The following is a 22,508-nucleotide window of genomic DNA, read 5'->3' on the forward strand; positions in this document are numbered from 1 at the left end:
GATCGCGGAGGGTTTGTCATCCAGAACGAAGTGAAGGATCTACCCTCGAGTAGATTCCTCGTTACACTCGGAATGACAAAATCGCCGCTCTCGGATCAGGCCTTGGAGAACGATCGGTTAATTTTTTCTCCAGCCATGCAACTTTTCATATAAGGCCTGCGTCTTATAATTAGAACCTAGGGAATGAACTTCCAAAAAACAAATTTATAGACCATGAAACCGCCAAAAGTCAGTTTCATTATTTAAAAAACAAATTTATTAAATCGATGAAAAAATTATTATTCTCATTAAGCTTTGTCCTGGTATTGGCCAGCTTAAGTTTACAGCCAGTTTTAGCAACTGCATATCCAATCAATATTGGTTCTTACAAAGGCAAAAAACAAAATCAGGAAGTAAAAAATTATAACGGCGTTGCCGCAGGCGGCCCTATTGATGTAATAATCCAATTAGGCGATAGCGAAGGAATCAGGTTTGAAGGCGATGCCGAAGCTATTTCTTCTTTGGTTGTCGAAGTAAAGAATAATACCCTAACCATCAGACCAGAAATCAGCTGGACAAGCTGGAGCAAAAAATACGAAAACAAAAAAATCGTAGCCTATATCCGTGCCAAAACCATCAAAAACCTTGTCATGAGCGGTTCAGGCAAAATGAGCGTTAATGGCAATATCAAAGGCGGTTCGCTATCTGCTGTTCTAAGTGGCTCGGGCAGTATTAGTGCCAGTGCCGATGTTACCAATTTTAGTGGGGTAATCAGTGGTTCGGGTGCACTTAATTTTACTGGCAGTGCAGATGATGCCAGCATTGTAGTAAGTGGCTCGGGCTCATTTAGCAGAAAAGGTTTTTCCGTAGGCACTTTGTCTACCACCATTAGCGGTTCGGGCAATATTAATGTAAATGCCGAAAAAGAGATCAACGCCGTAATCAGCGGTTCGGGTAGCGTAAACTATTCTGGCGATCCATCGGTACAGAAAAGAGTATCGGGCTCTGGAAGAGTAAGAAAAATATAAGACGCTTTTAACACACAACAAAAGCAAAAGCTCCTCGCGAATAAATTTCGAGAGGAGCTTTTTTATGCGTGCTGCTATCATTAAAACTGATAACCTAATACGGTGAGGTTTTCAGCATACCTAATGGTTTGGCTAGCCTTGTCTAAGTCGTTTCTTCCCGTGGTATGGATACGTGAAAGATCGGTGAAGCCAACTTTGGTAGTATTCTGGAGGTAAAAGCCTTTGGTAATGTAAAACTTGATCCCTGCCTTTGCCGAAATGCCATAACCGGCAATGTTCCAAAAGTTGTTTTTGCCCACGCCAAATAAGCGTACGTCGGTTCTTGGTATCATTAAGCCTACGCCTAAACCTGTTTCAAAAGTTAAGGATGTTTCCCTCGATGGGGCTACCCAAAGATCGTCGTAACGCTCTACCTCTGTACTGATATAGTTAAAACCATCGGTATGTTCAAAGGTCAACATATCGCTTTTTACATTTAATGGCGTGTTGTTGTAGGTACCTGCATAATTGCCTGTCGGAATTGCCGGACTTGAAATACTAGAATTGATATAACCGTCAACATTTACAGTCTGTGGAATGTCCATTACATATTTCATATGGTCCCAACCTATCGAAATGCTATAATTATCTTTGATAAAATAGCCAAAGCGGAAGTTAAATTGTGGCGTGGTAATCAAAGTTGGATCGAGGTATTCTAGAGACAAGCGCTTCGGCCTATCATGCGCTACTACATCCTTTAAGGTAAAGTTATAGCCGGGTCCTCTAAAATTGATATCACTTTTATCATACCAGGAAAAATTATAGCCCCAATGGAAAAACCAGTTTCCTTTACGGGAAAAATTCCTTTTGATTTCGTTAGCAAATATACTTTTACCAATTTTAGCAGTTGGCTCGGGTTGAGGGTTAATTTCTTGGGCACTTACTTTTCGTCCGAAAAATAGAGTGATTAATAAGATGGGGATTCGTTTCATTGTGTGCAGTGCCATCGCAGCACTAATTAGTGTGTGGTCAAAAATACAGAAAGCAAAAAGCAAAAAACCTTGTTGAGTAAGCCCAATAAATGATTTTTACATTCTGATGGTAAAACCTACAGCTCTAAGGTCTATTGCTGGTCATCTTTTGATTTTTAACCATTTTTAACGCTTTTATTTAGCCCATTAACTTAAATTTGTGTACACCATTATGTACTAGGCCATGTCAATAACCACTGATGACGAATTATTAGGGATGAAAAAAGTAAGTGAAGCTGTGGCACTTACCCTAAAAGAAATGCGTGAGCATGCCAAACCAGGCATGAGCACTTTGCACCTTGATCAATTTGGAGGCAATATCCTGCAAAAAATGGGTGCTAAATCAGCTCCATTCCTTACCTACGGCTTTCCAGGTTTTACCTGCATCAGTGTGAACAATGAAATTGCCCATGGCATTCCAAGTCAAAACAAGGTTTTGCAAGAAGGAGATTTGATTAACATCGATGTTTCGGCAGAACTGGATGGCTTTTGGTCAGACAACGGTGGCTCTTTTGTATTAGGCCAAGACATTCATGGCCATCAGCATTTGGTAAATGCCTCTAAGCAGATCTTAAGCAAGGCGATTGCCAATATTAAAGGTGGTTTAAAAATTGCCGATCTTGGTTTTCTGATAGAAAATGAAGCCAGAAAATCGGGCTATACCGTGATTAAAAACCTAACTGGTCATGGCATCGGCCGAAGCCTGCATGAATCGCCCAGCGAGATTGCCAATTTTAGGGATCGTTATAACCTCAATCGCTTCAAGAAAAACAGCATAGTTGCGGTTGAAACCTTCATCTCTACAAAATCTACCTTGGCCAATACCTTACCTGATGGCTGGACTTTGGTAGGCAATAAGGGAGGATTTGTTGCGCAGCATGAACATACCATCATGATTACCGATTCTGCGCCGATCATCCTCACAGAGATGAACGGGATTTGGAATTAGTTGCCAACATAAATTGATGCATCTTGTGTCTCCCACTGGCAGGAGAATCAAAGAGGGTCGAAAAGACAATATCATATTTTTTCATCGCCTCATGGCCGGCTCGGCCTAGTCCTTTTGTGCAAACAAAAGGACCAAAAGTTGCCGACTGCGCCCAGCGCTACAATGCAATTGCTTGGGCCAATTCCTGCCTTCCGCGCTGGACAAGGTCGGTTCTTGCGTAAACAAATGGATTGTAGGGCTATCGCCTAAACCACTTTCTTATCGCAATCCTAGAATCTCGTATAGAGCGCCAACTGTACCACATTATTCATTACGGTATTGTTTAGTGCCTTTTGGGTTTGGTTTAAATAACCTACTTCTGCATCAAATTTCTTAGAGAAACGATAACCAACCGCTAAATAAGCACGGTTTTGATCAAAAAAGCTACCGTTAAGTTTGCCTTTGTTCTGAAGGTTAAGAAAAACCTCATTCTGCAAAGCTACAAAAGGTCCTTTGGTAAAACCATCTTGTTGCTTTTGCAGAGGCTGGATCAGCCTAAAGAAATAGCGAAAACGCTGGGAAAAGGTATCGTCTGTTCCATTGGTTTCGATAAAGCGTTGCTCTAACCTAAAGCGATGCATGACAAACACAGAACTGATTTTATGGGTAAAGATGTATTGCTCCCAAATCCGGTGTTCCAATAGGGTTTGCTTATTTGGGATTGGAGAGAATTGATTATCAGTGGTAATGAGTGCATAGCCGGCCGTTACATTGTTTCTATCGTTAATGTAATAGGTAAGGCCAGGTCTGAATAAGGTATTTCTCACGTATGCCCAATCATCGGCAGAGCGAACCTGGATATCGAGTGCCAAACCCCATTTGCTGTTAAATTTAGTGGTGTTGAATAAGGCAAACCAACCTGTATTTTGCTGAACGGTTTGCGCCGACAATTGGTTGATGCTTAAAAAAAGGAATAAGGCAATGTAAAATGTTTTTTTCATTGGTTGTTTGTTTTCCGGTGTAAAAAATTGTTTGCTTTGCCCCCCTTATTGAGCTCGGCAAACCCTGCTGGATTTCATAAAAAAGCCCTAATGCAAGGCATTAAGGCTTATTAAAACTTATAGATCGGCTATACGCCTAATAATAATCTTGCTGGATCCTCTAACAGTTGTTTAACGCGCACCAAGAAACCTACCGACTCACGTCCATCGATAATTCTGTGGTCGTAAGAAAGCGCTACATACATCATCGGACGGATCACCACTTCTTTGTTTTCTGCAATAGGACGCTCAATGATATTGTGCATACCTAAAATTGCCGATTGTGGCGCGTTGATGATTGGTGTAGACATCATTGAACCGAAAACACCGCCGTTGGTAATGGTAAAAGTACCGCCAGTCATTTCTTCGATGCTCAATTTGCTGTCTCTTGCTTTGGTAGCCAACTCGATTACAGTTTTCTCGATTTGAGCCAAGCTCAAACTGTCTGCATTTCTGATAATCGGCACTACCAAACCTTTTGGCGCTGATACCGCGATCGAAACATCAACAAAATCGTTGTACACGATTTCCTCGCCTTCGATGCGTGCATTTACTGCAGGGAAATCTTTGGCAGCCTCGCAAACCGCCTTGGTAAAGAAGCTCATGAAACCTAAACCAACACCATGTTTTTCTTTAAACTGGTCTTTGTATTTAGCTCTTAAATCCATGATCGGCTTCATGTTTACCTCGTTAAAGGTAGTTAACATAGCCGTTTCGTTTTTCACAGCAACCAAACGTTTAGCTACAGTTTTGCGCAATGGCGACATTTTCTCTCTGCGCTCGTTTCTTGCACCCGCAACTTGTGGCGTAGCTGCTTGTGCAGGAGCCGCTTTAGGCGCTTCTGCTTTCTTGCCGGCTTCAGCCTTGTTCGCATCGTCTTTGGTAATACGACCATCAACGCCAGTACCTTTAACCGATGCAGGATCAACGCCTTTTTCGGCCAAAATTTTACCTGCAGCAGGAGATGGTGTTCCTGTAGCATAGCTCTCGCCTGATTTCTCGGCCACCGGCGCGCTCACTTTATCCGCTACCGGAGCTTCGGCCTTTGGCTCTTCGCTTGCTGCTGGAGCTGGTTTTTCTGCCGGAGCAGCGCCACCTTCTTCAATCGAGCAAACTACTGCTCCAATTGGCAAGGTATCACCTTCATTAGCTATGATTTTTAAAGTTCCTGCTTTTTCGGCAGTAAGCTCAAATGTGGCCTTATCTGATTCTAACTCTGCAATGATTTCGTCCATTTCAACAACATCACCATCGTTTTTAACCCAACGTGATAAAACTACTTCTGTAATCGACTCGCCTACCGGCGGAACTTTGATTTCTAAACCCATGATATTTTTTTGTTTGGCGATTGGCGGATGGCGTTTATGGTGCTAAGCGCTAATCGTTAATTTATTTATATTTTTTGTTTGGCGTTTGGCGATCAGCGTCGGACGTTGTGTAAACGCTAAACGCAGGTCGCTAAGCGCTAGTCTATATTTACTAATTTTTTTGAAGCCTTGGCTACGATTTCTTTCACCTTTTCTGTTACTGGAACATCAAACGTAGTAGAAACGATGTAGGCTTGCTGGTTGGCATGTTGCTTGGCATAACCCGTAGCTGTACTGCTGCTTTCTTTTCTAGAAATCACATCAATATGGCTCAAAGCGGTTTTACGCAACCTGCGCAACAAATATGGCCATGCGCCCATGTTTTCTGGTTCTTCTTGTACCCAGAATACATCTTTCGCATTTTTATAACGTTTGCAAACGGCTTCCATCTGCTCAACCGGAGTTGGATACAATTGTTCTACACGTACCAAAGCTACATCGCCTTTTTGGTTGGCTTTTTGGGCTTCGAATAAATCGTAATAGATTTTGCCGCTACAGAAAATCACACGTTTAACATTTGCAGGCTTCACGTTTTCATCGTCAATTACCTCTTTGAACTTGCCATTGGTAAAATCGGCCAATGGGCTTACACAAAGTGGATGACGCAATAAACTCTTCGGACTAAATACCACCAAAGGCTTACGGAAATCGCGTTTAAACTGACGGCGCAAGGCATGGAAGAAATTAGCGGGTGTAGTACAGTTGGTTACCTGCATGTTGTAATCGGCACAAAGCTCCATAAAACGCTCGATACGTGCTGAAGAGTGCTCCGGACCTTGGCCTTCATAACCGTGTGGCAACAACATGACCAAACCGTTTTCCCGTTGCCATTTGGTTTCGGCACTTGCAATATATTGATCAACCACAATCTGCGCACCGTTAAAGAAATCGCCAAATTGTGCTTCCCAAATGGTTAATGCATTAGGGTTAGCCATGGCATAGCCATATTCAAAACCCAATACGCCATATTCAGACAAGTGAGAATTATAAATATCAAATTGAGCCTGGTGCTCAGAGATGTTTGCCAATGGTGTATATTCTTCTTCCGAATCCTCTAAGGTTAATACCGCATGACGGTGAGAGAAAGTTCCCCTCTTCACATCTTGCCCACTTAAACGAACTCTTTTGCCTTCGGCCAATAAAGTACCATAAGCCAATTGCTCGCCCATTGCCCAATCGAAAACGTGGGTGGTGGTTGCCATTTTTAAACGCTCTTCGAATAATTTTTCAATCTTTTTAAAGAACTTTTTGTCTTTTGGTAAAGTAGCAATCCTCTTGGCTACTTCTAACAAAGTATTTTTCTTAACCGAAGTATCTGGGGAAACATCAAAATCTTTAGCCGTAGCCAAACGCATATCAGCCCAGGCACCACCAAATTTCACATCGTGATAAGTAGAGGTGATTTCTTTGGCTTCGTTCAGACGCTCCTGCAAAATGCCTTTAAACTCTTTTTCGAGTTCTTTGGCTGCACCTGCTTCCAATGTGCCTTCTTTAATCAATTGGGCAACATAGATATCGCGTGGGTTGGCGTGGTTTTCGATGGCTTTATACAACAAAGGCTGTGTGAATTTAGGCTCATCCGCCTCGTTGTGTCCAAAACGACGATAGCATAAAATATCAATGAATACATCGTTTCTGTATTTCTGACGATATTCCATTGCCAGGTTAATGGCATAAACCAAAGCCTCAACATCGTCGCCATTAACGTGAAACACTGGCGATAAGGTTACTTTCGCAATATCTGTACAATAGGTGCTTGAACGGGCATCTTTATAATTGGTGGTGAAACCGATTTGGTTATTGATTACCAAGTGGATGGTACCGCCGGTTTTGTAACCTTCTAAGCCTGCCATTTGGATCACTTCGTACACAATGCCTTGTCCGGCAACCGAAGCATCGCCATGGATCAATATCGGAGCCAAACGGCTATTGTCGCCACCGTATTTGAAATCGATTTTAGAACGCGACATCCCTTCTACCACACCGTTTACAGTTTCCAAGTGTGATGGATTAGGACACAAGCTCAAGTGAACGCTTTTGCCATTGTTCGTGTTTACATCGGTCGAATAGCCCAAGTGGTATTTTACGTCACCACCAAACGGCGATTCTGCGCTATAGCCCTTGCCTTCAAATTCGGCAAAAATATCTTTATAGGTTTTTTGCATGATATTGGCCAACACGTTCAAACGACCGCGGTGTGCCATACCAATTACAAATTCTTCAATGCCCAAATCGGCACCTTTTTCAATTACAGAGTCTAAAGCCGGAATTAGCGATTCGGCACCTTCTAACGAAAAACGTTTTTGGCCCAAGAATTTGGTACCTAAAAAGTTCTCGAAAATAACGGCTTCATTTAATTTTTTCAGTACGCGCTTTTTCTCGTCGTTAGAAAGCTTTGGCGTATTGCGCTCGGTTTCCATCTTGGTTTCTATCCACTTCAAGATTTCTGGTGTACGCACATATTTGTACTCTGCACCAATTGAACGGCAATAAGTTTGCTCTAAAAAGGCAACGATATCGCTCAGCTTAGCCGGACCGATGCCCAGCTCGATGCTCGAGTTAAAAACAGTATCCAGATCAGCTTGCACCAGGCCAAAGTTTTCGATGGCCAAAGTTGGCAAATGCTTGCGCCTTTCTCTTACCGGATTGGTCTTAGTGAACAGGTGCCCACGCTGACGATAGCCGTTAATCAGGTTTAAAACGTTGATCTCTTTTAAAAAATGTTCGGGAGTTTCGGCACTTACATTGGTGGCTCCTGCGCCCCTTCCAAAATCAAAGCCCTCAAAAAATTTCTGCCAGCCAAATTCTACCGAATTCGGGTCTGCTATATAGCTCTGATATAAAGACTCGACATATTCGGCATTGGCGCCATTAAGATAAGATAGATTATCCATTGTGTATTTGTTACGATAAGTATTGCAAAATTAGGATTTTACCTTATAAAATGGCAATAAACTTCACAATAAAATGAACTTGCCACGGTAAAAAAAACATTAGGTACACGAAGTGGCAATTATTTCAATTGATCGGGGTTGATAGCCTATCAGCTAAGGCAAAAAAACTATTCCGTTAGATTTAAGAAGCTTTTAAAAAAGCACAATTTGATTAAGCTCTAACCGCCTGTACATAAGCCCCTTTGGGATCGAAAGCCTTTAGCTGCTTCTCAAAATCAAAGCCACTGGTTAAACGTTGATCGTTGCCCACTCCAGCCAGATTTGCCCAATTGCCCCAATTGCTAGCCGGACAATAATCAATCAGCTTTTCTTCTAAATAGGCCGCTCCCATTACCCAATTCACCTTCAGTTCGTAAACCAGGTAGGTTGCCACCAGTAACCTCGATGCATTGTTGATGTAGCCAGTCTGGTTCAGCTCCTGCATAATGGCATCAACCAAGGGCTGGCCGGTATTTCCCGTCTTCCAAGAATGCAACAACTCACTATCAGACAGGGAAATTACTTTTGCATCTTTATTAAAACCTTCTGGTTTAAAGAAAGTGTTGCCATATTTCTTAAACATGAAGCGGTAATAATCGCGCCACAACAAGCCAAGTACAATCTGATTAAAATAAGGCTTGAGGCCATAATTAGCTTCGGCCTCTTTCATTTTCCAATATACCTCGCGTGGCGATAAACAGCCCAAGGCCAGCCAAGGCGAAAGTTTAGAAACCACTTCGCTCTTTTTGAGCGATGCATTGGCCAAGGCCATGTCTTCACCAGTATGCAGAAAATCGTATAGATGTTTAAATGCTTCTTCTTCGCCACCCTTAAAATCGGCAACCGATGACAGATCCTGCAGTTCTTCATGCACAACCAAATCGTTCAGTGAAGGCATTTCGCCCCAGTTTTCCAATTGTGCAAAAGCAATGCTTTCTGGTGTAGTAAAACAAGGTTTTACAATGGCATCGCGCTCTGTTTTCTTCTTAAACTGCGTAAAAACATCAGGAATGTCCTTGATTGGAAAAGGCAGGTCTTCCTTGTTGTAAAGCGTATGCCCGATAAAGTGCTTCAAGTTTACGCGCAATTTCCACAAAAGGTCTTCAACGGCTACTGAAACCGCAGTTTCTTCACTGGCTACTTCTCTGTGGTGATAAACTTCGGCAATGTCATGTTCGCTTACCAATTGAGGCAACAATTCTTCGGGTTTCCCTTGTAAAATCAGGATATCGCCACCAAATTGCTGAAAAGACCGACGCAAGGCCTGTACACTTTCTAATAGGAAACGAGCACGAACGGCACCTGTTTTAATACTATGGTAGCGGGTAGGTTCAAAATGGCGGGGATCAAAACAGTATACGGGCAAAATTTCGTCCGATTTGGCGATGGCTTCTACTAGCATTTCGTTGTCATGCATGCGAAGATCGTTCCTAAACCAAACCAAAATCTTTTTGCTCATATCCGTAGCCATTTTATATCGAGGTGCAAATTGCACATTTTATCGCAATTACAGGGTTTAACATCTTCTTTTTTACATAGCGGTAACACTCTGCTTGAAGTTAAAAGGCCTTAATCTGAATTTCGGTTAGCAATTTTCAGTTGCCCTTTTAACAATGGAGCAATGTAACAATCCCACCAATAACTAATCAGCCGATAAACTAATGACTCATCCTCCAGCGACATCAAATATTGCTATCTTGGTGCCTACAAAACAAATGCGCAACAAAGGGGTTTTTAAAGTATGGCAAAGAACATTTTAATTACTGGTGCTACTGGTTTAGTGGGCCAAAAGCTTGTTCCAACGTTGGTACAGCAAGGCCATCGCGTGGTGGTACTGTCGAGAAAGCAAAGCACAATTGAAGGAGCCACTGTTTACCTTTGGGATGTAAAGCAAAAAACCATTGATTCTCGTGCTTTTGATGGCATTGATACCGTTGTACACTTGGCCGGAGAAGCCATAGCCGATAAAAAATGGACCGCCCAACATAAACAGGAAGTGATAGACAGCAGGGTACAATCTACCCATTTACTTTACCAAACTATCCAAGCCACAAAAGCACCGGTGAATAGCTTTATTTCTGCTTCTGCCATTGGCTATTACGGCGATAGAGGCGATGAAATCTTAACCGAAAACAGCGAACCCGGCCAAGGTTTTCTGGCAGACTGTTGCGTGCTTTGGGAAGAAGCGGTAAACGAAGGCATTGCTTTGGGTATTCGTGTAGTTAAAATTAGGGTTGGCCTCATTTTAAGCAAAGAAGACGGTGCCTTGGCTGCCATGGAAAAACCCATTAAATATTTTGTTGGCGCCCCTTTAGGCAGCGGCAAGCAATGGATGCCCTGGATACACCTCGATGATATGGTAAACATATTTGCCAAAGCCGTAAACGACAGCGAAATGGTGGGCGCTTACAATGGCTGTTCACCAGTGCCCGTAACCAATAAACTATTTACCAAAAGCATCGCAAAGCAACTGGGCAGACCTGTTTGGCCTATCCATGTACCAAGTTTTGTCTTAAAAATGGCATTGGGCGAAATGAGCGTCATGCCCTTAATGAGCAGCAATACCTCATCACAAAAAATACTGGATGCAGGCTATAAGTTCTCTTACCTAAGCCTCGATAGCGCACTCCAATCAATCTATGCCTCTTAAATAATATGCAATCCACTAATCCAACCGAAATCAGCATTTGCTGGCTGAGAAGAGACCTGCGCTTAAAAGACAATGCGGCTTTATATCATGCCCTAAAAAGCGGTTATCAGGTATTGTGTCTTTTTATTTTTGATCAAAACATTTTAGCTAAGCTCAACAATAAAGCTGATGCCAGGGTAGATTTCATCCACCAAACCTTGCGCCAGTTAAAAGATGAGCTCGAGCAAAAAGGCACGGCACTATTGGTTAAACATGAGGAAGTGGAAAAGGCCTGGCCGAAAATCTTAAAAGAGTACAATATAAAGGCGGTTTATACCAATACCGATTATGAGCCTTATGCAACTCGGCGTGATGGAGCCTTGGCCGAGTACCTTAACAGCGAAGGAATTGGCTTTTTCAGCTTTAAGGATCAGGTTGTTTTCGAAAAATCGGAGGTAGTTAAGGCCGATGGGAAGCCTTATACCGTATTTACGCCCTACTACAAGCAATGGTTGCAAAAGCTTGACGATTTTTACATCAAACCCTATCCAACCGAAAAATATTTTAAAAACCTGATCAAAACAGTCCCTTTGCCCTTTCCCAGTCTTGAGGAACTCGGTTTTGAAGCAAGCAACAAAAGCTTTCCCACTCTACAATTTGAAAAGAAGCTAAGTCAATACGATGAAAAAAGAGATTTTCCGGCGCTAGATGCAACTACACACATAGGCTTGCACTTGCGCTTTGGCACATTGAGCATTAGGGCTGTTGCGGGTGAAGCATTGGCTCAAAAAGCAAATAAATGGCTATCTGAGCTGGCTTGGCGCGAATTTTATATGATGATTTTATGGCATTTTCCACAAACTATCAACCATGCTTTTAAACCTGCCTACGATACTATCAAATGGCGCAATAACGAAGATGAATTTACGGCTTGGTGCGAGGGCAAAACTGGCTATCCATTAGTAGATGCTGGCATGAGGCAACTGAACCAAACCGGTTTTATGCACAATCGGGTAAGGATGGTGGTGGCCAGCTTCCTGTGTAAGCATTTATTGATCGACTGGCGTTGGGGCGAAACTTATTTTGCCGAGAAACTCCTAGACTACGAACAGGCGAGCAATGTAGGTGGCTGGCAATGGGCCTGTGGTTCGGGCAATGATGCGGCTCCTTATTTCAGGGTTTTCAATCCCGAACTGCAATTGAAGAAGTTCGACCCCAAAATGGAATATGTTTATAAATGGGCACCCGAATACAAAGAGGCTTTATTTCCAGTGCCAATAGTAGCGCATGAGTTTGCAAGAGATCGCGTACTTAAAGCTTACAAAGCTGCATTAAATGAAAAAGCCAGTTAAAAACTGGCTTCTATATTAATTTGTTACGGCTGTAATTTCTATTTCGAAATCTAATGGCGAGTTTGGTGGCACAATGTATTCGCCAGTAAGCTGGCTTCTGCTTCCGGTTGTTCCGTAAGCCAAATCAGATGGCACAAAGAACCTCAACCTGGCACCTTGGTTTAAACCTACTAGCGTTTTTCTCCATCCCACGATCAATCCATCAAGTCTTGAAGCCAAACCATTATTCTGATCAAATACGGTACCGTTCAAGAGCTTTCCGGTGTAGTTAACCGTAACTGTTGAAGTGATGCCACTAACCGTAGTTCCTGTACCTGGTGTACGCAACAGTACATAAACCCTCGAAGGCTGCTTAACAGCTGCGATACTATTTGTAGTTACAAAATCATTGATAGCCTTGTCATCAATTTCCCATTGAGTTGCCAAAGGAGATACTGTAATCTCAGACATGATTACCTCATTGGCAGGCACTACTGCCGTTCCATTTTTGCCATAGGCTAGGTAAGAAGGCAAGATAATCCTTACCTTTCCGCCCCTATTTACACCTTTTAGGGCTATTCTATAAGCTTCTGGGCTCATGTATCCCAAATAAGTGCCTTCTATGGCATAAGACGCAGTAGAATAATAATTTGTTCCATTTAAAGATTTCAGGTTCAGGTTATAAAAAACAGAATCTTTATTTAACAATACTCCGCCCGTACCTTGGTCAAGAACCTGATAGTAAAATCCAGACGGATCTTTCGTCATGGTCAGGTTGTTCTGTTTGATATAGGCTTGGATCTTGGCATCATCAATGCTTTGGATAGTTTCGTATTCTTTTTTACAAGAATTGAACAACAGCAACAAGCCTAATAGAGCAATTGCCGGAAAGATAAGTTTTTTACGCATGAGCATATTTTATTTTGCGCTGATTAAATCGATGGTAAAGTCTAAAACCGAATTTTCGGGGATAGCTGAGCTAGGCGATTGGTTTTTGTAAGCTAGTCCAGATGGAACAATCAACCTGATTCTGCCACCTTTTTGGATCAATGGAATGCCGATTTGCCAACCTTGGATCAAATTACCCAACACAAAGCTTGTAGCAGCTGATGATTTATCGAAAACAGTTCCGTTCAGCAGTCTTCCTTCATAATTCACCACTACTGTTGACGATGCACCAATGGCAACATCTCCACTTCCCGGTGTAATGATTTGGTAGTATATTCCTGAACTGTGCTTTACGGCAACAATACTGTTTTTAGCTATAAAATCTACAATCAGGCCATCATCTATCTCCGCTTGTTTCTCTGCATCATAACTGTCTTTTTTACAAGATGCAAAGGCTCCTACTATCAAAAAGAAACCTAAAAATAACCTGGTTTTAAACATAATTGTACAAAAGTAAGCTTTTATTGCCTACGGCACAATTTTTAACCAATTTTAACACTTCATAAAGGCTAAAGGAGGGAATGCCGAAGGTATAAGGCAAAAGCAGAAAGGTGAAGGGAAATTGATGGCGCAAGGCGTAAATAGCAATCATTTTAAGCAAAAAAGGTTTAGGATTTCAAACCCTAAACCTTTTTTGCTTTATTTCCTTCAACCTTAAAAACAGTATTTATTAGCCTCGATAATTTGCAAGGCAACATTCTGACGGGCTTGTTTTACGTTAAAAGGCTCCATTTTGGTAAACCTGCGCAAACCTACCAACATCATGCGCAGTTCATCGCCCTCGGCAAATGCCCAAAGTGCCTCTTTGCCGGCTTTTTGTACGCCGTCAACAGCTTCCACAAAATAAATGCGCATCATATCCAATTGTCCCTTACAAGCTTCTTCTCCCTTAAGGCTTACGAGTTTTTCGGTTCTGAGCATCGCTGATTCTGCTACGTACACATAACTTGCCATATCAGCGATATTCATCAAAATCTCCTGTTCTTTAGAGAGGCTCATCATCAGCTTTTGTACCGCAGCACCGGCAACCATTAGGGTGGCTTTTTTCAGGTTCTGGATGATTTTCTTTTCTGCAGCAAACAAGGTCGTATCTTCTTCGCCAAAATCAGGGATAGACATGAGCTCGTTGGCTACGGCTGTGGCGGGAGTCATGAGGTCTAGCTCACCTTTCATCGCCCTTTTTAGCATCATATCAACGGTTAACAGGCGATTGATTTCATTGGTGCCTTCGAAAATACGGTTGATACGGGCATCGCGATAAGACCTGTCCATAGGCGCATCGGCTGAAAAGCCCATTCCGCCATAAATCTGAACGCCCTCATCGGTTACATAATCCAATACTTCCGATCCCCATACTTTTAAAATGGCGCACTCTACTGCAAATTGCTCTGTCGATTTCAATTTGGCTTTTCCGGCGTCCATTCCTGTAGCAATCAAGGCATCGTAGGCATCGTCAATATTTTGGCCAGCCCTATAATTTGCCGATTCTACTGCATAGATTTTGGTAGCCATTTCGGCCAATTTGTATCGGATGGCACCATATTTAGAAATCGGCCTATCAAACTGGATCCGTTCATTCGAATAATTAACCGCCTGGCTAACTACCTCCTTCGAGCCTCCAATTGCCGCAGCCGCCAATTTAATTCGACCGATATTCAAGATGTTTACTGCAATCTTAAAACCGTTCTCTCTTTCAGAAAGCATGTTCTCTACAGGTACAGGGCAATCGTTAAAAAACACCTGACGGGTTGAAGAACCCTTGATACCCATTTTATGTTCTTCCGGATTCATGGTGATGCCTCCAAATTCCTTCTCCACAATAAATGCAGTCAGGTTTCTATCGTCGTCTATCTTGGCAAAGACTATGAAAATATCCGCAAAACCACCATTGGTGATCCACATTTTCTGACCATTGATGATGTAATGCTTGCCATCGGCCGATAATTTAGCTTTGGTTTTACCAGAATTGGCATCAGAACCAGAGTTGGGCTCGGTTAAACAATAAGAAGCTTTCCACTCACCAGTACCCAATTTAGGGATATATTTGGCCTTTTGGGCTTCATTGCCATAATAAAGGATTGGCAAAGTGCCAATGCCGGTATGGGCCGACAAAGCCACGGCAAAAGAATGGCCTGCACCGCAAACATCTGCTACCAACATAGAGGTATTGAAGTTTTTTCCGAAACCGCCATACTCTTCAGGAATAGATACGCCCAAGATACCTAGTTCACCAGCCTTGTCCATCAACGATGGCATCAGCCCTTCTTCCTGGCTATCAATCCTATCTAATATTGGATTCACCTCGGCCGCCAAAAAATCACGACAGGTTTGTGCAATCATCTGTTGCTCTTCATCAAATTCTTCAGGGATAAATACATCCTGATATTGGGTTTCTTTAATTAGGAATTCGCCACCTTTTATTGTTTTGTTTTCTGTAGTTTCCATTTTAATTTGGATTAAGGATAAAGGAGCAAAGAACAATGACCAGCTCCGAAATCAATATTTTATAATAATGTCTTTTTAAATGCTGTTATTTTCTTCTGAAGCTGAACCACATCTTTTATCAACTGTTCAGCTGATTTTTCTTTAATAAAATTTAATTCAATCGATAACAATAATTGAGTTTCTAATTCAAATGATGAACCCAAAGCGATTGAAAGAAAATGTGCAAATTCTTTATTTGAGGATCTCGATGAACCTTCGGCAATATTAGATGGAATAGATACAGAGCATCTGGATATTTGAGCAATCAATCCAAATTTTTCTGTTGCAGGAAAATCATTCAGAACCATATATGTTTCTTTAACTGCTCTCATTGCTTCATTCCATATCTGTAATTGCCTAAAATTATGCATCCTGCTTTAATCTTTATTCCTGGTTCTTTTATCATTGTTCTTTAAAGCAATTCAAAAATCCCAGCAGCGCCTTGACCAGTACCTACGCACATGGTAACCATGCCGTATTTTTTGTTCTGCCTTTTCAGTTCATTAAATAGTTGTACAGACAATTTTGCGCCTGTACAGCCAAGTGGATGGCCCAAGGCAATTGCACCGCCATTTACATTTATCTTTTGCGGATCCAATCCCAATGTTCTGATTACAGCCAATGATTGCGAGGCAAAAGCTTCGTTCAGCTCGATCAAATCGATCTCATCTTGTTTCATTCCTGCTTGTTTCAAGGCTTTCGGAATAGCTTCAATCGGTCCGATGCCCATGATACGAGGTGGTACTCCGGCAATTCCGTAGCTTACCAAACGGGCAATAGGGGTCGCGCCTAATTCTTTCATTTTCTTTTCTGAAACCACCAATACAAAAGCGGCTCCATCTGAAGTTTGCGAAGAGTTACCTGCAGTAATGCAACCATCAGCCGCAAAAACAGGCTTCAGCTTGGCCAAACGTTCTATAGTTGTATCTGCACGCGGTCCCTCGTCTGTGTCAACTACATAAGACCGGGTCTGTTTTTTCAGGTTCGCATCTAAATAGTTTTCGTTTACCGTAATAGGCAAGACGCCGTCTTTAAGGTGGCCATTTTTAATTGCCTCAACAGCTTTGCGGTGAGAGTTAAAAGAAAACTCGTCCTGGTCTTCGCGACTCACCTGGTATTCTTTGGCTACAGCTTCGGCCGTTAGCCCCATTCCCCAATACCAGTCTGGGTTATTTCTGGCAACCGTAGCATTTGGCACCAGTTTCCAGCCACCAAAAGGCATCCCCGACATTACTTCCACGCCACCGGCCACAATGCAATCGGCCATACCCGCTTTGATTTTGGCCACGGCCGTAGCTATGGTTTCCAATCCAGATGCACAATAGCGGTTAACGGTTACCCCAGGTACTTTATCTGTATCCAGGCCCATTAAGCTGATCATACGGGCAACATTTAACCCTTGCTCCGCTTCTGGCGTTGCATTGCCAACAATTACATCGTCTATTTCTGCCTTATCCAAATTAGGAACAGAGGCCACCAACGACCTGATTACATCGGCTGCCAAATCATCAGCTCTCGTAAAACGGAATACGCCTCTAGGGGCTTTCCCTACGGCTGTTCTAAGTCCTGCAATAATGTATGCTTCCATTTTTTATAGTATCTAGTAGCGAGTATCAAGTATCAAGATGCCGGACAATCGCTTATTTTAATTTCATGTTAGTTTTCTTTCTAAGGAATAGATCATTTTTTGAACTTCCGAAACCTTTTCTACCAATTCGATTGACAATTCGTCTTCTAACAATTTCAATCTTTGGGAGATAATAATCTGCGTTTCCAATTCAAATGCAGAACCTTGTCCTATATTCAAAAAGTACTTAAATTGGGCATTACTTCCTCTTCCACTCCCTTCAGCAATATTCGAAGGAATTGAAATTGAACATCTTTTCATTTGAGCAATCAAACCAAATCTCTCATCGCTTGGCAAAGAAGCTGAAGCTTCATAAATATCAACTGCAAGGTCAATGGATTTTTGCCAAACTTTTAAATCTTTGAAATTATGCATATTAATTAGTAGCTATACCGAGCATCAAGTGGGGATACTTGTACAGGCTTCATTTTACATATTACTTTATTTTCGGGATTTGCATCTTGATACTTGATACTCAAATCTCGATACTCCAACCCTAATTCCTCAACGGCTTCCCTTTAGTTACGATAGACTGGATTCTTTCTAAGGTTTTTCTTTCGCTACAGAGCGATAAGAAAGCTTCACGTTCCAAATCCAACAGGTATTGCTCGGTTACTTCTGTTGGCGATGAAAGATCTCCGCCACACATTACCCATCCCAGTTTTTCTGAAATCTTTTTATCATGTTCTGAAATATAATGGCCAGCGAACATGCTGTTGGCTCCGGCATACACAATTCCCAAGCCTTGTTTGCCCAGCACTTTAATGTCTTTTCGCTGTACTGGTTTAGTGTATCCCGCATCGGCCAATTCTATTGCTTTTGCTTTTGCATCGGCTATCAAACGACTTCTGTTCATGCTGATGCCATATTTTCCTTTTTGCAAATAGCCAAGTTCTGCCGCTTCTACTGCCGAGGTAGATACTTTTGCCATCCCAATAGTCAAGAAGCGATCTTTTAAGGTATTTTGAACGATCTGATCGGCATGATACTCGTCAGAAGCCCTTAAGGCAAATTCTTTGGTACCGCCACCGCCTGGGATTACACCTACGCCAAACTCTACCAAACCCATATAGGTTTCGGCATTGAGCTGTACATAATCGGCATGCAAACTAAACTCGCAACCGCCGCCCAAGGTCAGGTTATGAGGCGCTACCACCACCGGAATTGATGAATAACGGATGCGCATAGAGGTGTTTTGGAATAAACGGATAGCCATGTTCAGCTCTTCCCATTCCTGTTCTACCGCCATCATAAAAATCATTCCTACGTTGGCACCAGCCGAGAAATTAGCGCCATCGTTGCCGATCACTACGCCACGATAATCTTTTTCGGCCATGTCAATCGCCTTGTTAATCGCCGACAGCGTATCGCCACCAATGGTATTCATCTTCGAATGGAATTCTACGTTAAGAATACCATCTCCCAAATCGATGATCGAAGCTCCGGCATTTTTCCAAATCACTTTATTAGCCCTAAGGTTGTCCAAAATGATAAAATCGGCCGTGCCTGGAATTTCTTTATAGCTTTTTGATGGGATATCGTAATATTTTTTAATTCCGTCTTCTACTTTATAAAACGAAGTATGGCCAGCGCCCAACATTTCACTCACCCAAGCAGCAGGCTGATGTCCGTATTTCTTCATGCCCTCAATCGCGTCGGCAACACCTACAGCATCCCAAACCTCGAAAGGTCCCAAATCCCAACCAAAGCCGGCACGCATGGCATCGTCTATACGGTACAGTTCATCAGAAATTTCTGGAATACGATCAGACACATACTCGAACAAGCCGAAGAAAGAAGCCCTGAACAATTCGCCTGCTTTATCTTTTCCAGCTGCAAAAACCTTCATGCGGTCTTTTACATTCTCGATGCTTTTGGTGAGGTCTAAAGTCGCAGATTTTACTTTTTCCTGCGGACGATATTCCAACGTTTTTAAATCGAGCGCCAATATTTCGGTTTTGCCTTCGGCAGATTTTGTCTTTTTGTAGAAACCCTGTTTGGTTTTATCGCCCAACCAGTTGTTTTCTTCCATTTTCTTTACGTAGCCTGGCAATTGAAACAAATCATGAGCCTTATCTTCGGGACAATTGTCGTACAAGCCTTTGGCCACTTTGATCATCGTATCCAAGCCTACTACATCGGTGGTACGGAAAGTAGCAGATTTTGGCCTGCCTAAGGCCGGACCAGTAAATTTATCCACTTCTTCTACAGTAAGATCCATTTTCTCTACCAGGTGCAACAAGGCCATAATTGAATAAACGCCAACCCTATTGGCAATAAATGCCGGTGTATCTTTGCAGAGTACCGTGGTTTTACCCAAAAACTTATCGCCATATTGCAACAGGAAGTCTACCAGTTCTGGCTTGGTATGAGGGGTAGGAATAATTTCAAGCAACCTTAAGTATCGTGGCGGGTTAAAGAAGTGCGTGCCACAGAAATTAGCCTTGAAATCATCGCTTCTGCCCTCAGCCATTAAATGGATCGGAATACCCGAAGTGTTTGAGGTAATTAAAGTGCCTGGTTTGCGAAATTGCTCTACCTGTTCGAAAACTTTTTTCTTGATGTCTAAATTTTCGACTACCACCTCGATTATCCAATCGTAATTGGCAATTTTCGACATATCGTCTTCAAAGTTGCCCGTACTGATTTTCTGCAATACGCTTTGCGAATAAATTGGCGAAGGATTGGTTTTTACCGCTGTTTGCAATGCCGTATTTACAATGCGGTTTTTAACTGCCGGATGGCTTAAGGCCAAACCTTTAGCCTGCTCTTCGGCATTTAATTCTTTTGGAGCAATATCTAACAGCAATACCTCTACGCCAATATTGGCGAAGTGACAGGCAATACGTGAACCCATAATGCCAGAGCCCAGAACGGCTACCTTATTTATTGTTTTGTTCATCATGATCTTTTGCGGGCGAATAAGCCAAGGTTAATTGGTTAACTTTAATGAGCGTTGCAATCAGTTGTTCTTTTTCTTTTGCGTTAAGCTTTTCATTCAGGTATTCGTTGAAGGAAACCACTACGTTTCGGGCGAGCTTTCTTTTTTCTACACCAAAAGGCGTTAAAAAAACTTTGACCGAACGTTTGTCGCCGGCCGCTATTTCTCTGTAAATTAGGCCAAGCTCTTCCATGTTATTGAGCATTCGCGATAAACTGGTTGCTTTTACGCCCAACAGGCCTGCCAATGCAGATACTGCAGTACCCTCGGCCTCTATATTGATCAACACATAACCGATGGCCTGCGTAATACCAAAGCCTGAGGCAATTTGGTTATAGGTGTTGGATATGTTCTGCCAAACTACCTTTAAAAAATAATCTACTGTTTCCTGTTGCTTCATTAATTACTATGCTTGCATAACAAATTTAAACTATTAAAGTTTAGGATGCAAGTAGAATATTAAAATATTTTTTGGAAATGACTTTGGGGTGAAGAGCGGGAAAATGGAAGAGCTTAGATGGAAGATGGGTTAATCCATAGGCTTTAGTCACTGGTCCATAGCCATTTCCTTCCCGTCGTCATCCCGGACTTGATCCGGGATCTTATCTAGAGATAGGTTTCCCAAAGCGAGTTCAGCATGTTAGATGCCGGATCAGTGTCTGGCATAATAGCCCAAAAAGGGCAAAAAAAAAGCCTTCCCGATTGCTCGGAAAGGCTTTCTATTTTAAAAGATTGATGTCTTAGTACAAGGTAAATTCTACCCTTCTGTTTTGCTGACGACCCGCAGCTGTTTTATTGGTCGCAATTGGTTGTGCTTCTCCGTAACCAGTAGCTTCAATTCTGCTGGCATTGGCTCCTTGAGATACCAAGTAAGCTTTAACCGATTCGGCTCTGTCTTTTGATAAACGCAAGTTTAATGCATCAGAACCAGTATTATCTGTGTGACCAGCTAATTTCAAGCTAAAGTTTTTCTGAACCAATAGGGCCGCAACTCTATTCAAGGTAGCATAAGATTTAGAACGGATTGTGGCTTTGCCCAAATCGAATTCCAAGTTTTTGATTGCCTCTGCTACTACTTTACGATCTTCTTCTGTAACAATAACTTTTTCTGTTACTTGAGGAGCTGGCATTTTGATTGGACAACCAGAACCATCAACTACAGTACCTGCAGGAGTGCCTGGGCATTTATCCAATTTATCAGCTACTCCATCGCCATCGGTGTCTTTTAGCAAGTCATTCATTTCTGAACGCAATTTTGCATTTTCGCCTTTTTGCGCATCCAAATCAGCTTTTAAAGCGTTAGCTGTGTTTTTTGCAGCAACAGCTTCATCATAAGTAGCTGCAACCGGATTGTGGAAAGCCAATTGTTTTCCTTTGCCCAAGGCAAATTCTAAACCGGCATAACCATAATTGTATTTATCGTTACTATTTCCCGCATAATAACCATCCAAGTTATCTCCATCTACATAATTGATCGTCCAACCTAAATCAAGGTTAACGCCATCAGATAGCTTAAACTTGGCACCAAGACCTACAGGAATAATCAATTCGCTGATGGTTTTGTCACCGGCATACAATGAAGTACCAGAAGCTGTAGTAATAGTTGGTTTATAGCCAGCCAAACCTGCACCTACTGAAGCATACAATTGTAAAGCATTTTCTTTTTTGAACATGTCGATATTGAACATATTCACTACGGCATTTAAGCTACCTGAATATTCCAACTGGGTATCGAATGCTCTTACAGGACTGCCGTTTGCAACACCACTTTCATAAGGCTCTGAATTATCGCCTTTCAATTTACCTCTAACCCCATCTAAGCGCAATGAGAAATAAGGTGTAAATTGTTTTTTAATGTAAAGACCGTAGCCAAATCCAGACTTGTTATTGCTAAAGTCGTTTTTGCCGCCCAAAGGTGATAATGGAGTAAGTACACCAGCGTTTACACCGATAGACCAGGTTCTAAATGAGGTTGACGAAGAAGTTGCAGGCTCTTGTGCCTGTGCAACCGTACCGATAAATAAACCAGCTAATGCAACTGGCAAACATTTTAAAAGTTTCGATTTCATAGTTGTGATTTTAATAAGCGTTTTTTTGTTTCCATACACTAGTCAATAGCTGTACCAAAGATTGAAAACAATCAACAATAAGCTTCAATTACCTCTATAAAAGATAGTTACATCTAAAAAAACCAAATAGAAGATTGTTAAAAAATGTTAAAACCAGTGTGTACTTTGCTATACAAAATTTTCATTTAGCGGAA

Annotated in this window: 18 protein-coding genes; 4 read left to right on the forward strand and 14 right to left on the reverse strand. The window is 42.0% G+C overall.

Features of this window, described 5'->3' with window-relative positions; all coding sequences use genetic code 11:
* Nucleotides 1-266 precede the first annotated feature (266 nt).
* Nucleotides 267-1,007, forward strand: a complete 741-nt coding sequence (locus tag AC570H_RS14470; protein ID WP_497356010.1) for a head GIN domain-containing protein — start codon at nt 267-269, stop codon at nt 1,005-1,007.
* Between the two features lie 80 nt (nt 1,008-1,087).
* Here the strand turns inward: AC570H_RS14470 and AC570H_RS14475 are convergent, their stop codons facing one another.
* Entirely contained in the window at nt 1,088-1,993 is a 906-nt protein-coding gene (locus tag AC570H_RS14475) for a hypothetical protein (protein ID WP_497356012.1), read from the reverse strand.
* A gap of 208 nt (nt 1,994-2,201) precedes the next feature.
* Here AC570H_RS14475 and map point away from each other — a divergent pair, with 208 nt between their 5' ends.
* Nucleotides 2,202-2,966, forward strand: a complete 765-nt coding sequence (gene map / locus AC570H_RS14480) for a type I methionyl aminopeptidase (RefSeq protein ID WP_497356014.1) — start codon at nt 2,202-2,204, stop codon at nt 2,964-2,966.
* 269 nt (nt 2,967-3,235) lie between these two features.
* On the opposite strand, the gene AC570H_RS14485 is transcribed toward map, so the two are convergent.
* The 4 genes from AC570H_RS14485 to AC570H_RS14500 form a co-directional block, all read right to left on the reverse strand.
* On the reverse strand, nt 3,236-3,946 hold the full coding sequence (locus AC570H_RS14485) for a DUF2490 domain-containing protein (RefSeq protein WP_497356016.1): 711 nt from the start codon (nt 3,944-3,946) through the stop codon (nt 3,236-3,238).
* A gap of 128 nt (nt 3,947-4,074) precedes the next feature.
* Nucleotides 4,075-5,313, reverse strand: a complete 1,239-nt coding sequence (gene odhB / locus AC570H_RS14490) for a 2-oxoglutarate dehydrogenase complex dihydrolipoyllysine-residue succinyltransferase (protein WP_497356018.1) — start codon at nt 5,311-5,313, stop codon at nt 4,075-4,077.
* 137 nt (nt 5,314-5,450) lie between these two features.
* Nucleotides 5,451-8,246, reverse strand: a complete 2,796-nt coding sequence (locus AC570H_RS14495) for a 2-oxoglutarate dehydrogenase E1 component (RefSeq protein WP_497356020.1) — start codon at nt 8,244-8,246, stop codon at nt 5,451-5,453.
* 211 nt (nt 8,247-8,457) lie between these two features.
* Complete coding sequence (locus tag AC570H_RS14500) at nt 8,458-9,744, reverse strand: DASH family cryptochrome (RefSeq protein ID WP_497356022.1); 1,287 nt, start codon at nt 9,742-9,744, stop codon at nt 8,458-8,460.
* Between the two features lie 282 nt (nt 9,745-10,026).
* Between AC570H_RS14500 and AC570H_RS14505 the strand changes: the two genes are divergently transcribed.
* Both AC570H_RS14505 and AC570H_RS14510 read left to right on the forward strand, forming a co-directional pair.
* Nucleotides 10,027-10,935: a TIGR01777 family oxidoreductase gene (locus AC570H_RS14505; protein WP_497356024.1), complete on the forward strand. Its 909-nt coding sequence runs from the start codon at nt 10,027-10,029 to the stop codon at nt 10,933-10,935.
* 5 nt (nt 10,936-10,940) lie between these two features.
* Nucleotides 10,941-12,266 carry a cryptochrome/photolyase family protein gene (locus AC570H_RS14510; RefSeq protein WP_497356026.1) on the forward strand — a complete coding sequence of 442 codons (1,326 nt, stop codon included), beginning with the start codon at nt 10,941-10,943 and terminating at the stop codon, nt 12,264-12,266.
* Between the two features lie 15 nt (nt 12,267-12,281).
* Here the strand turns inward: AC570H_RS14510 and AC570H_RS14515 are convergent, their stop codons facing one another.
* The 9 genes from AC570H_RS14515 to AC570H_RS14555 form a co-directional block, all read right to left on the reverse strand.
* Entirely contained in the window at nt 12,282-13,154 is an 873-nt protein-coding gene (locus AC570H_RS14515; RefSeq protein ID WP_497356028.1) for an FKBP-type peptidyl-prolyl cis-trans isomerase, read from the reverse strand.
* A 9-nt stretch (nt 13,155-13,163) separates the two neighbouring features.
* Nucleotides 13,164-13,634, reverse strand: coding sequence for an FKBP-type peptidyl-prolyl cis-trans isomerase (locus tag AC570H_RS14520; protein ID WP_497356030.1), 471 nt, complete (start codon nt 13,632-13,634; stop codon nt 13,164-13,166).
* A 213-nt stretch (nt 13,635-13,847) separates the two neighbouring features.
* Nucleotides 13,848-15,638, reverse strand: coding sequence for an acyl-CoA dehydrogenase FadE (locus AC570H_RS14525; protein WP_497356032.1), 1,791 nt, complete (start codon nt 15,636-15,638; stop codon nt 13,848-13,850).
* A 59-nt stretch (nt 15,639-15,697) separates the two neighbouring features.
* Nucleotides 15,698-16,048 (reverse strand): four helix bundle protein, encoded by a 351-nt coding sequence (locus tag AC570H_RS14530; protein ID WP_497356034.1) that lies wholly within the window; start codon nt 16,046-16,048, stop codon nt 15,698-15,700.
* Nucleotides 16,049-16,089: 41 nt separating this feature from the next.
* A complete protein-coding gene (locus AC570H_RS14535) occupies nt 16,090-17,265 on the reverse strand; it encodes an acetyl-CoA C-acyltransferase (RefSeq protein WP_497356036.1) in 1,176 nt (391 codons plus the stop codon).
* Between the two features lie 63 nt (nt 17,266-17,328).
* On the reverse strand, nt 17,329-17,679 hold the full coding sequence (locus tag AC570H_RS14540; RefSeq protein ID WP_497356038.1) for a four helix bundle protein: 351 nt from the start codon (nt 17,677-17,679) through the stop codon (nt 17,329-17,331).
* 121 nt (nt 17,680-17,800) lie between these two features.
* The gene (locus AC570H_RS14545; RefSeq protein ID WP_497359157.1) at nt 17,801-20,206 is read right to left on the reverse strand and encodes a 3-hydroxyacyl-CoA dehydrogenase/enoyl-CoA hydratase family protein; all 2,406 of its coding nucleotides are present in this window, start codon (nt 20,204-20,206) and stop codon (nt 17,801-17,803) included.
* Nucleotides 20,187-20,645, reverse strand: coding sequence for a MarR family winged helix-turn-helix transcriptional regulator (locus AC570H_RS14550; protein ID WP_497356040.1), 459 nt, complete (start codon nt 20,643-20,645; stop codon nt 20,187-20,189). Before AC570H_RS14550 ends, AC570H_RS14545 begins: the two co-directional genes overlap by 20 nt.
* A 340-nt stretch (nt 20,646-20,985) precedes the next feature.
* A complete protein-coding gene (locus AC570H_RS14555; RefSeq protein ID WP_497356042.1) occupies nt 20,986-22,314 on the reverse strand; it encodes a DUF6089 family protein in 1,329 nt (442 codons plus the stop codon).
* Between the last annotated feature and the right edge of the window lie 194 nt (nt 22,315-22,508).

It is taken from the genome of Pedobacter sp. B4419 (genome assembly GCF_059693725.1).

Coding starts and splice junctions, on each gene's coding strand:
- AC570H_RS14470 (WP_497356010.1), top strand. CDS start 267: ATGAAAAAATTATTATTCTCATTAAGCTTTGTCCTGGTATTGGCCAGC.
- AC570H_RS14475 (WP_497356012.1), bottom strand. CDS start 1,993: ATGGCACTGCACACAATGAAACGAATCCCCATCTTATTAATCACTCTA.
- map (WP_497356014.1), top strand. CDS start 2,202: ATGTCAATAACCACTGATGACGAATTATTAGGGATGAAAAAAGTAAGT.
- AC570H_RS14485 (WP_497356016.1), bottom strand. CDS start 3,946: ATGAAAAAAACATTTTACATTGCCTTATTCCTTTTTTTAAGCATCAAC.
- odhB (WP_497356018.1), bottom strand. CDS start 5,313: ATGGGTTTAGAAATCAAAGTTCCGCCGGTAGGCGAGTCGATTACAGAA.
- AC570H_RS14495 (WP_497356020.1), bottom strand. CDS start 8,246: ATGGATAATCTATCTTATCTTAATGGCGCCAATGCCGAATATGTCGAG.
- AC570H_RS14500 (WP_497356022.1), bottom strand. CDS start 9,744: ATGAGCAAAAAGATTTTGGTTTGGTTTAGGAACGATCTTCGCATGCAT.
- AC570H_RS14505 (WP_497356024.1), top strand. CDS start 10,027: ATGGCAAAGAACATTTTAATTACTGGTGCTACTGGTTTAGTGGGCCAA.
- AC570H_RS14510 (WP_497356026.1), top strand. CDS start 10,941: ATGCAATCCACTAATCCAACCGAAATCAGCATTTGCTGGCTGAGAAGA.
- AC570H_RS14515 (WP_497356028.1), bottom strand. CDS start 13,154: ATGCGTAAAAAACTTATCTTTCCGGCAATTGCTCTATTAGGCTTGTTG.
- AC570H_RS14520 (WP_497356030.1), bottom strand. CDS start 13,634: ATGTTTAAAACCAGGTTATTTTTAGGTTTCTTTTTGATAGTAGGAGCC.
- AC570H_RS14525 (WP_497356032.1), bottom strand. CDS start 15,638: ATGGAAACTACAGAAAACAAAACAATAAAAGGTGGCGAATTCCTAATT.
- AC570H_RS14530 (WP_497356034.1), bottom strand. CDS start 16,048: ATGCATAATTTTAGGCAATTACAGATATGGAATGAAGCAATGAGAGCA.
- AC570H_RS14535 (WP_497356036.1), bottom strand. CDS start 17,265: ATGGAAGCATACATTATTGCAGGACTTAGAACAGCCGTAGGGAAAGCC.
- AC570H_RS14540 (WP_497356038.1), bottom strand. CDS start 17,679: ATGCATAATTTCAAAGATTTAAAAGTTTGGCAAAAATCCATTGACCTT.
- AC570H_RS14545 (WP_497359157.1), bottom strand. CDS start 20,206: ATGAACAAAACAATAAATAAGGTAGCCGTTCTGGGCTCTGGCATTATG.
- AC570H_RS14550 (WP_497356040.1), bottom strand. CDS start 20,645: ATGAAGCAACAGGAAACAGTAGATTATTTTTTAAAGGTAGTTTGGCAG.
- AC570H_RS14555 (WP_497356042.1), bottom strand. CDS start 22,314: ATGAAATCGAAACTTTTAAAATGTTTGCCAGTTGCATTAGCTGGTTTA.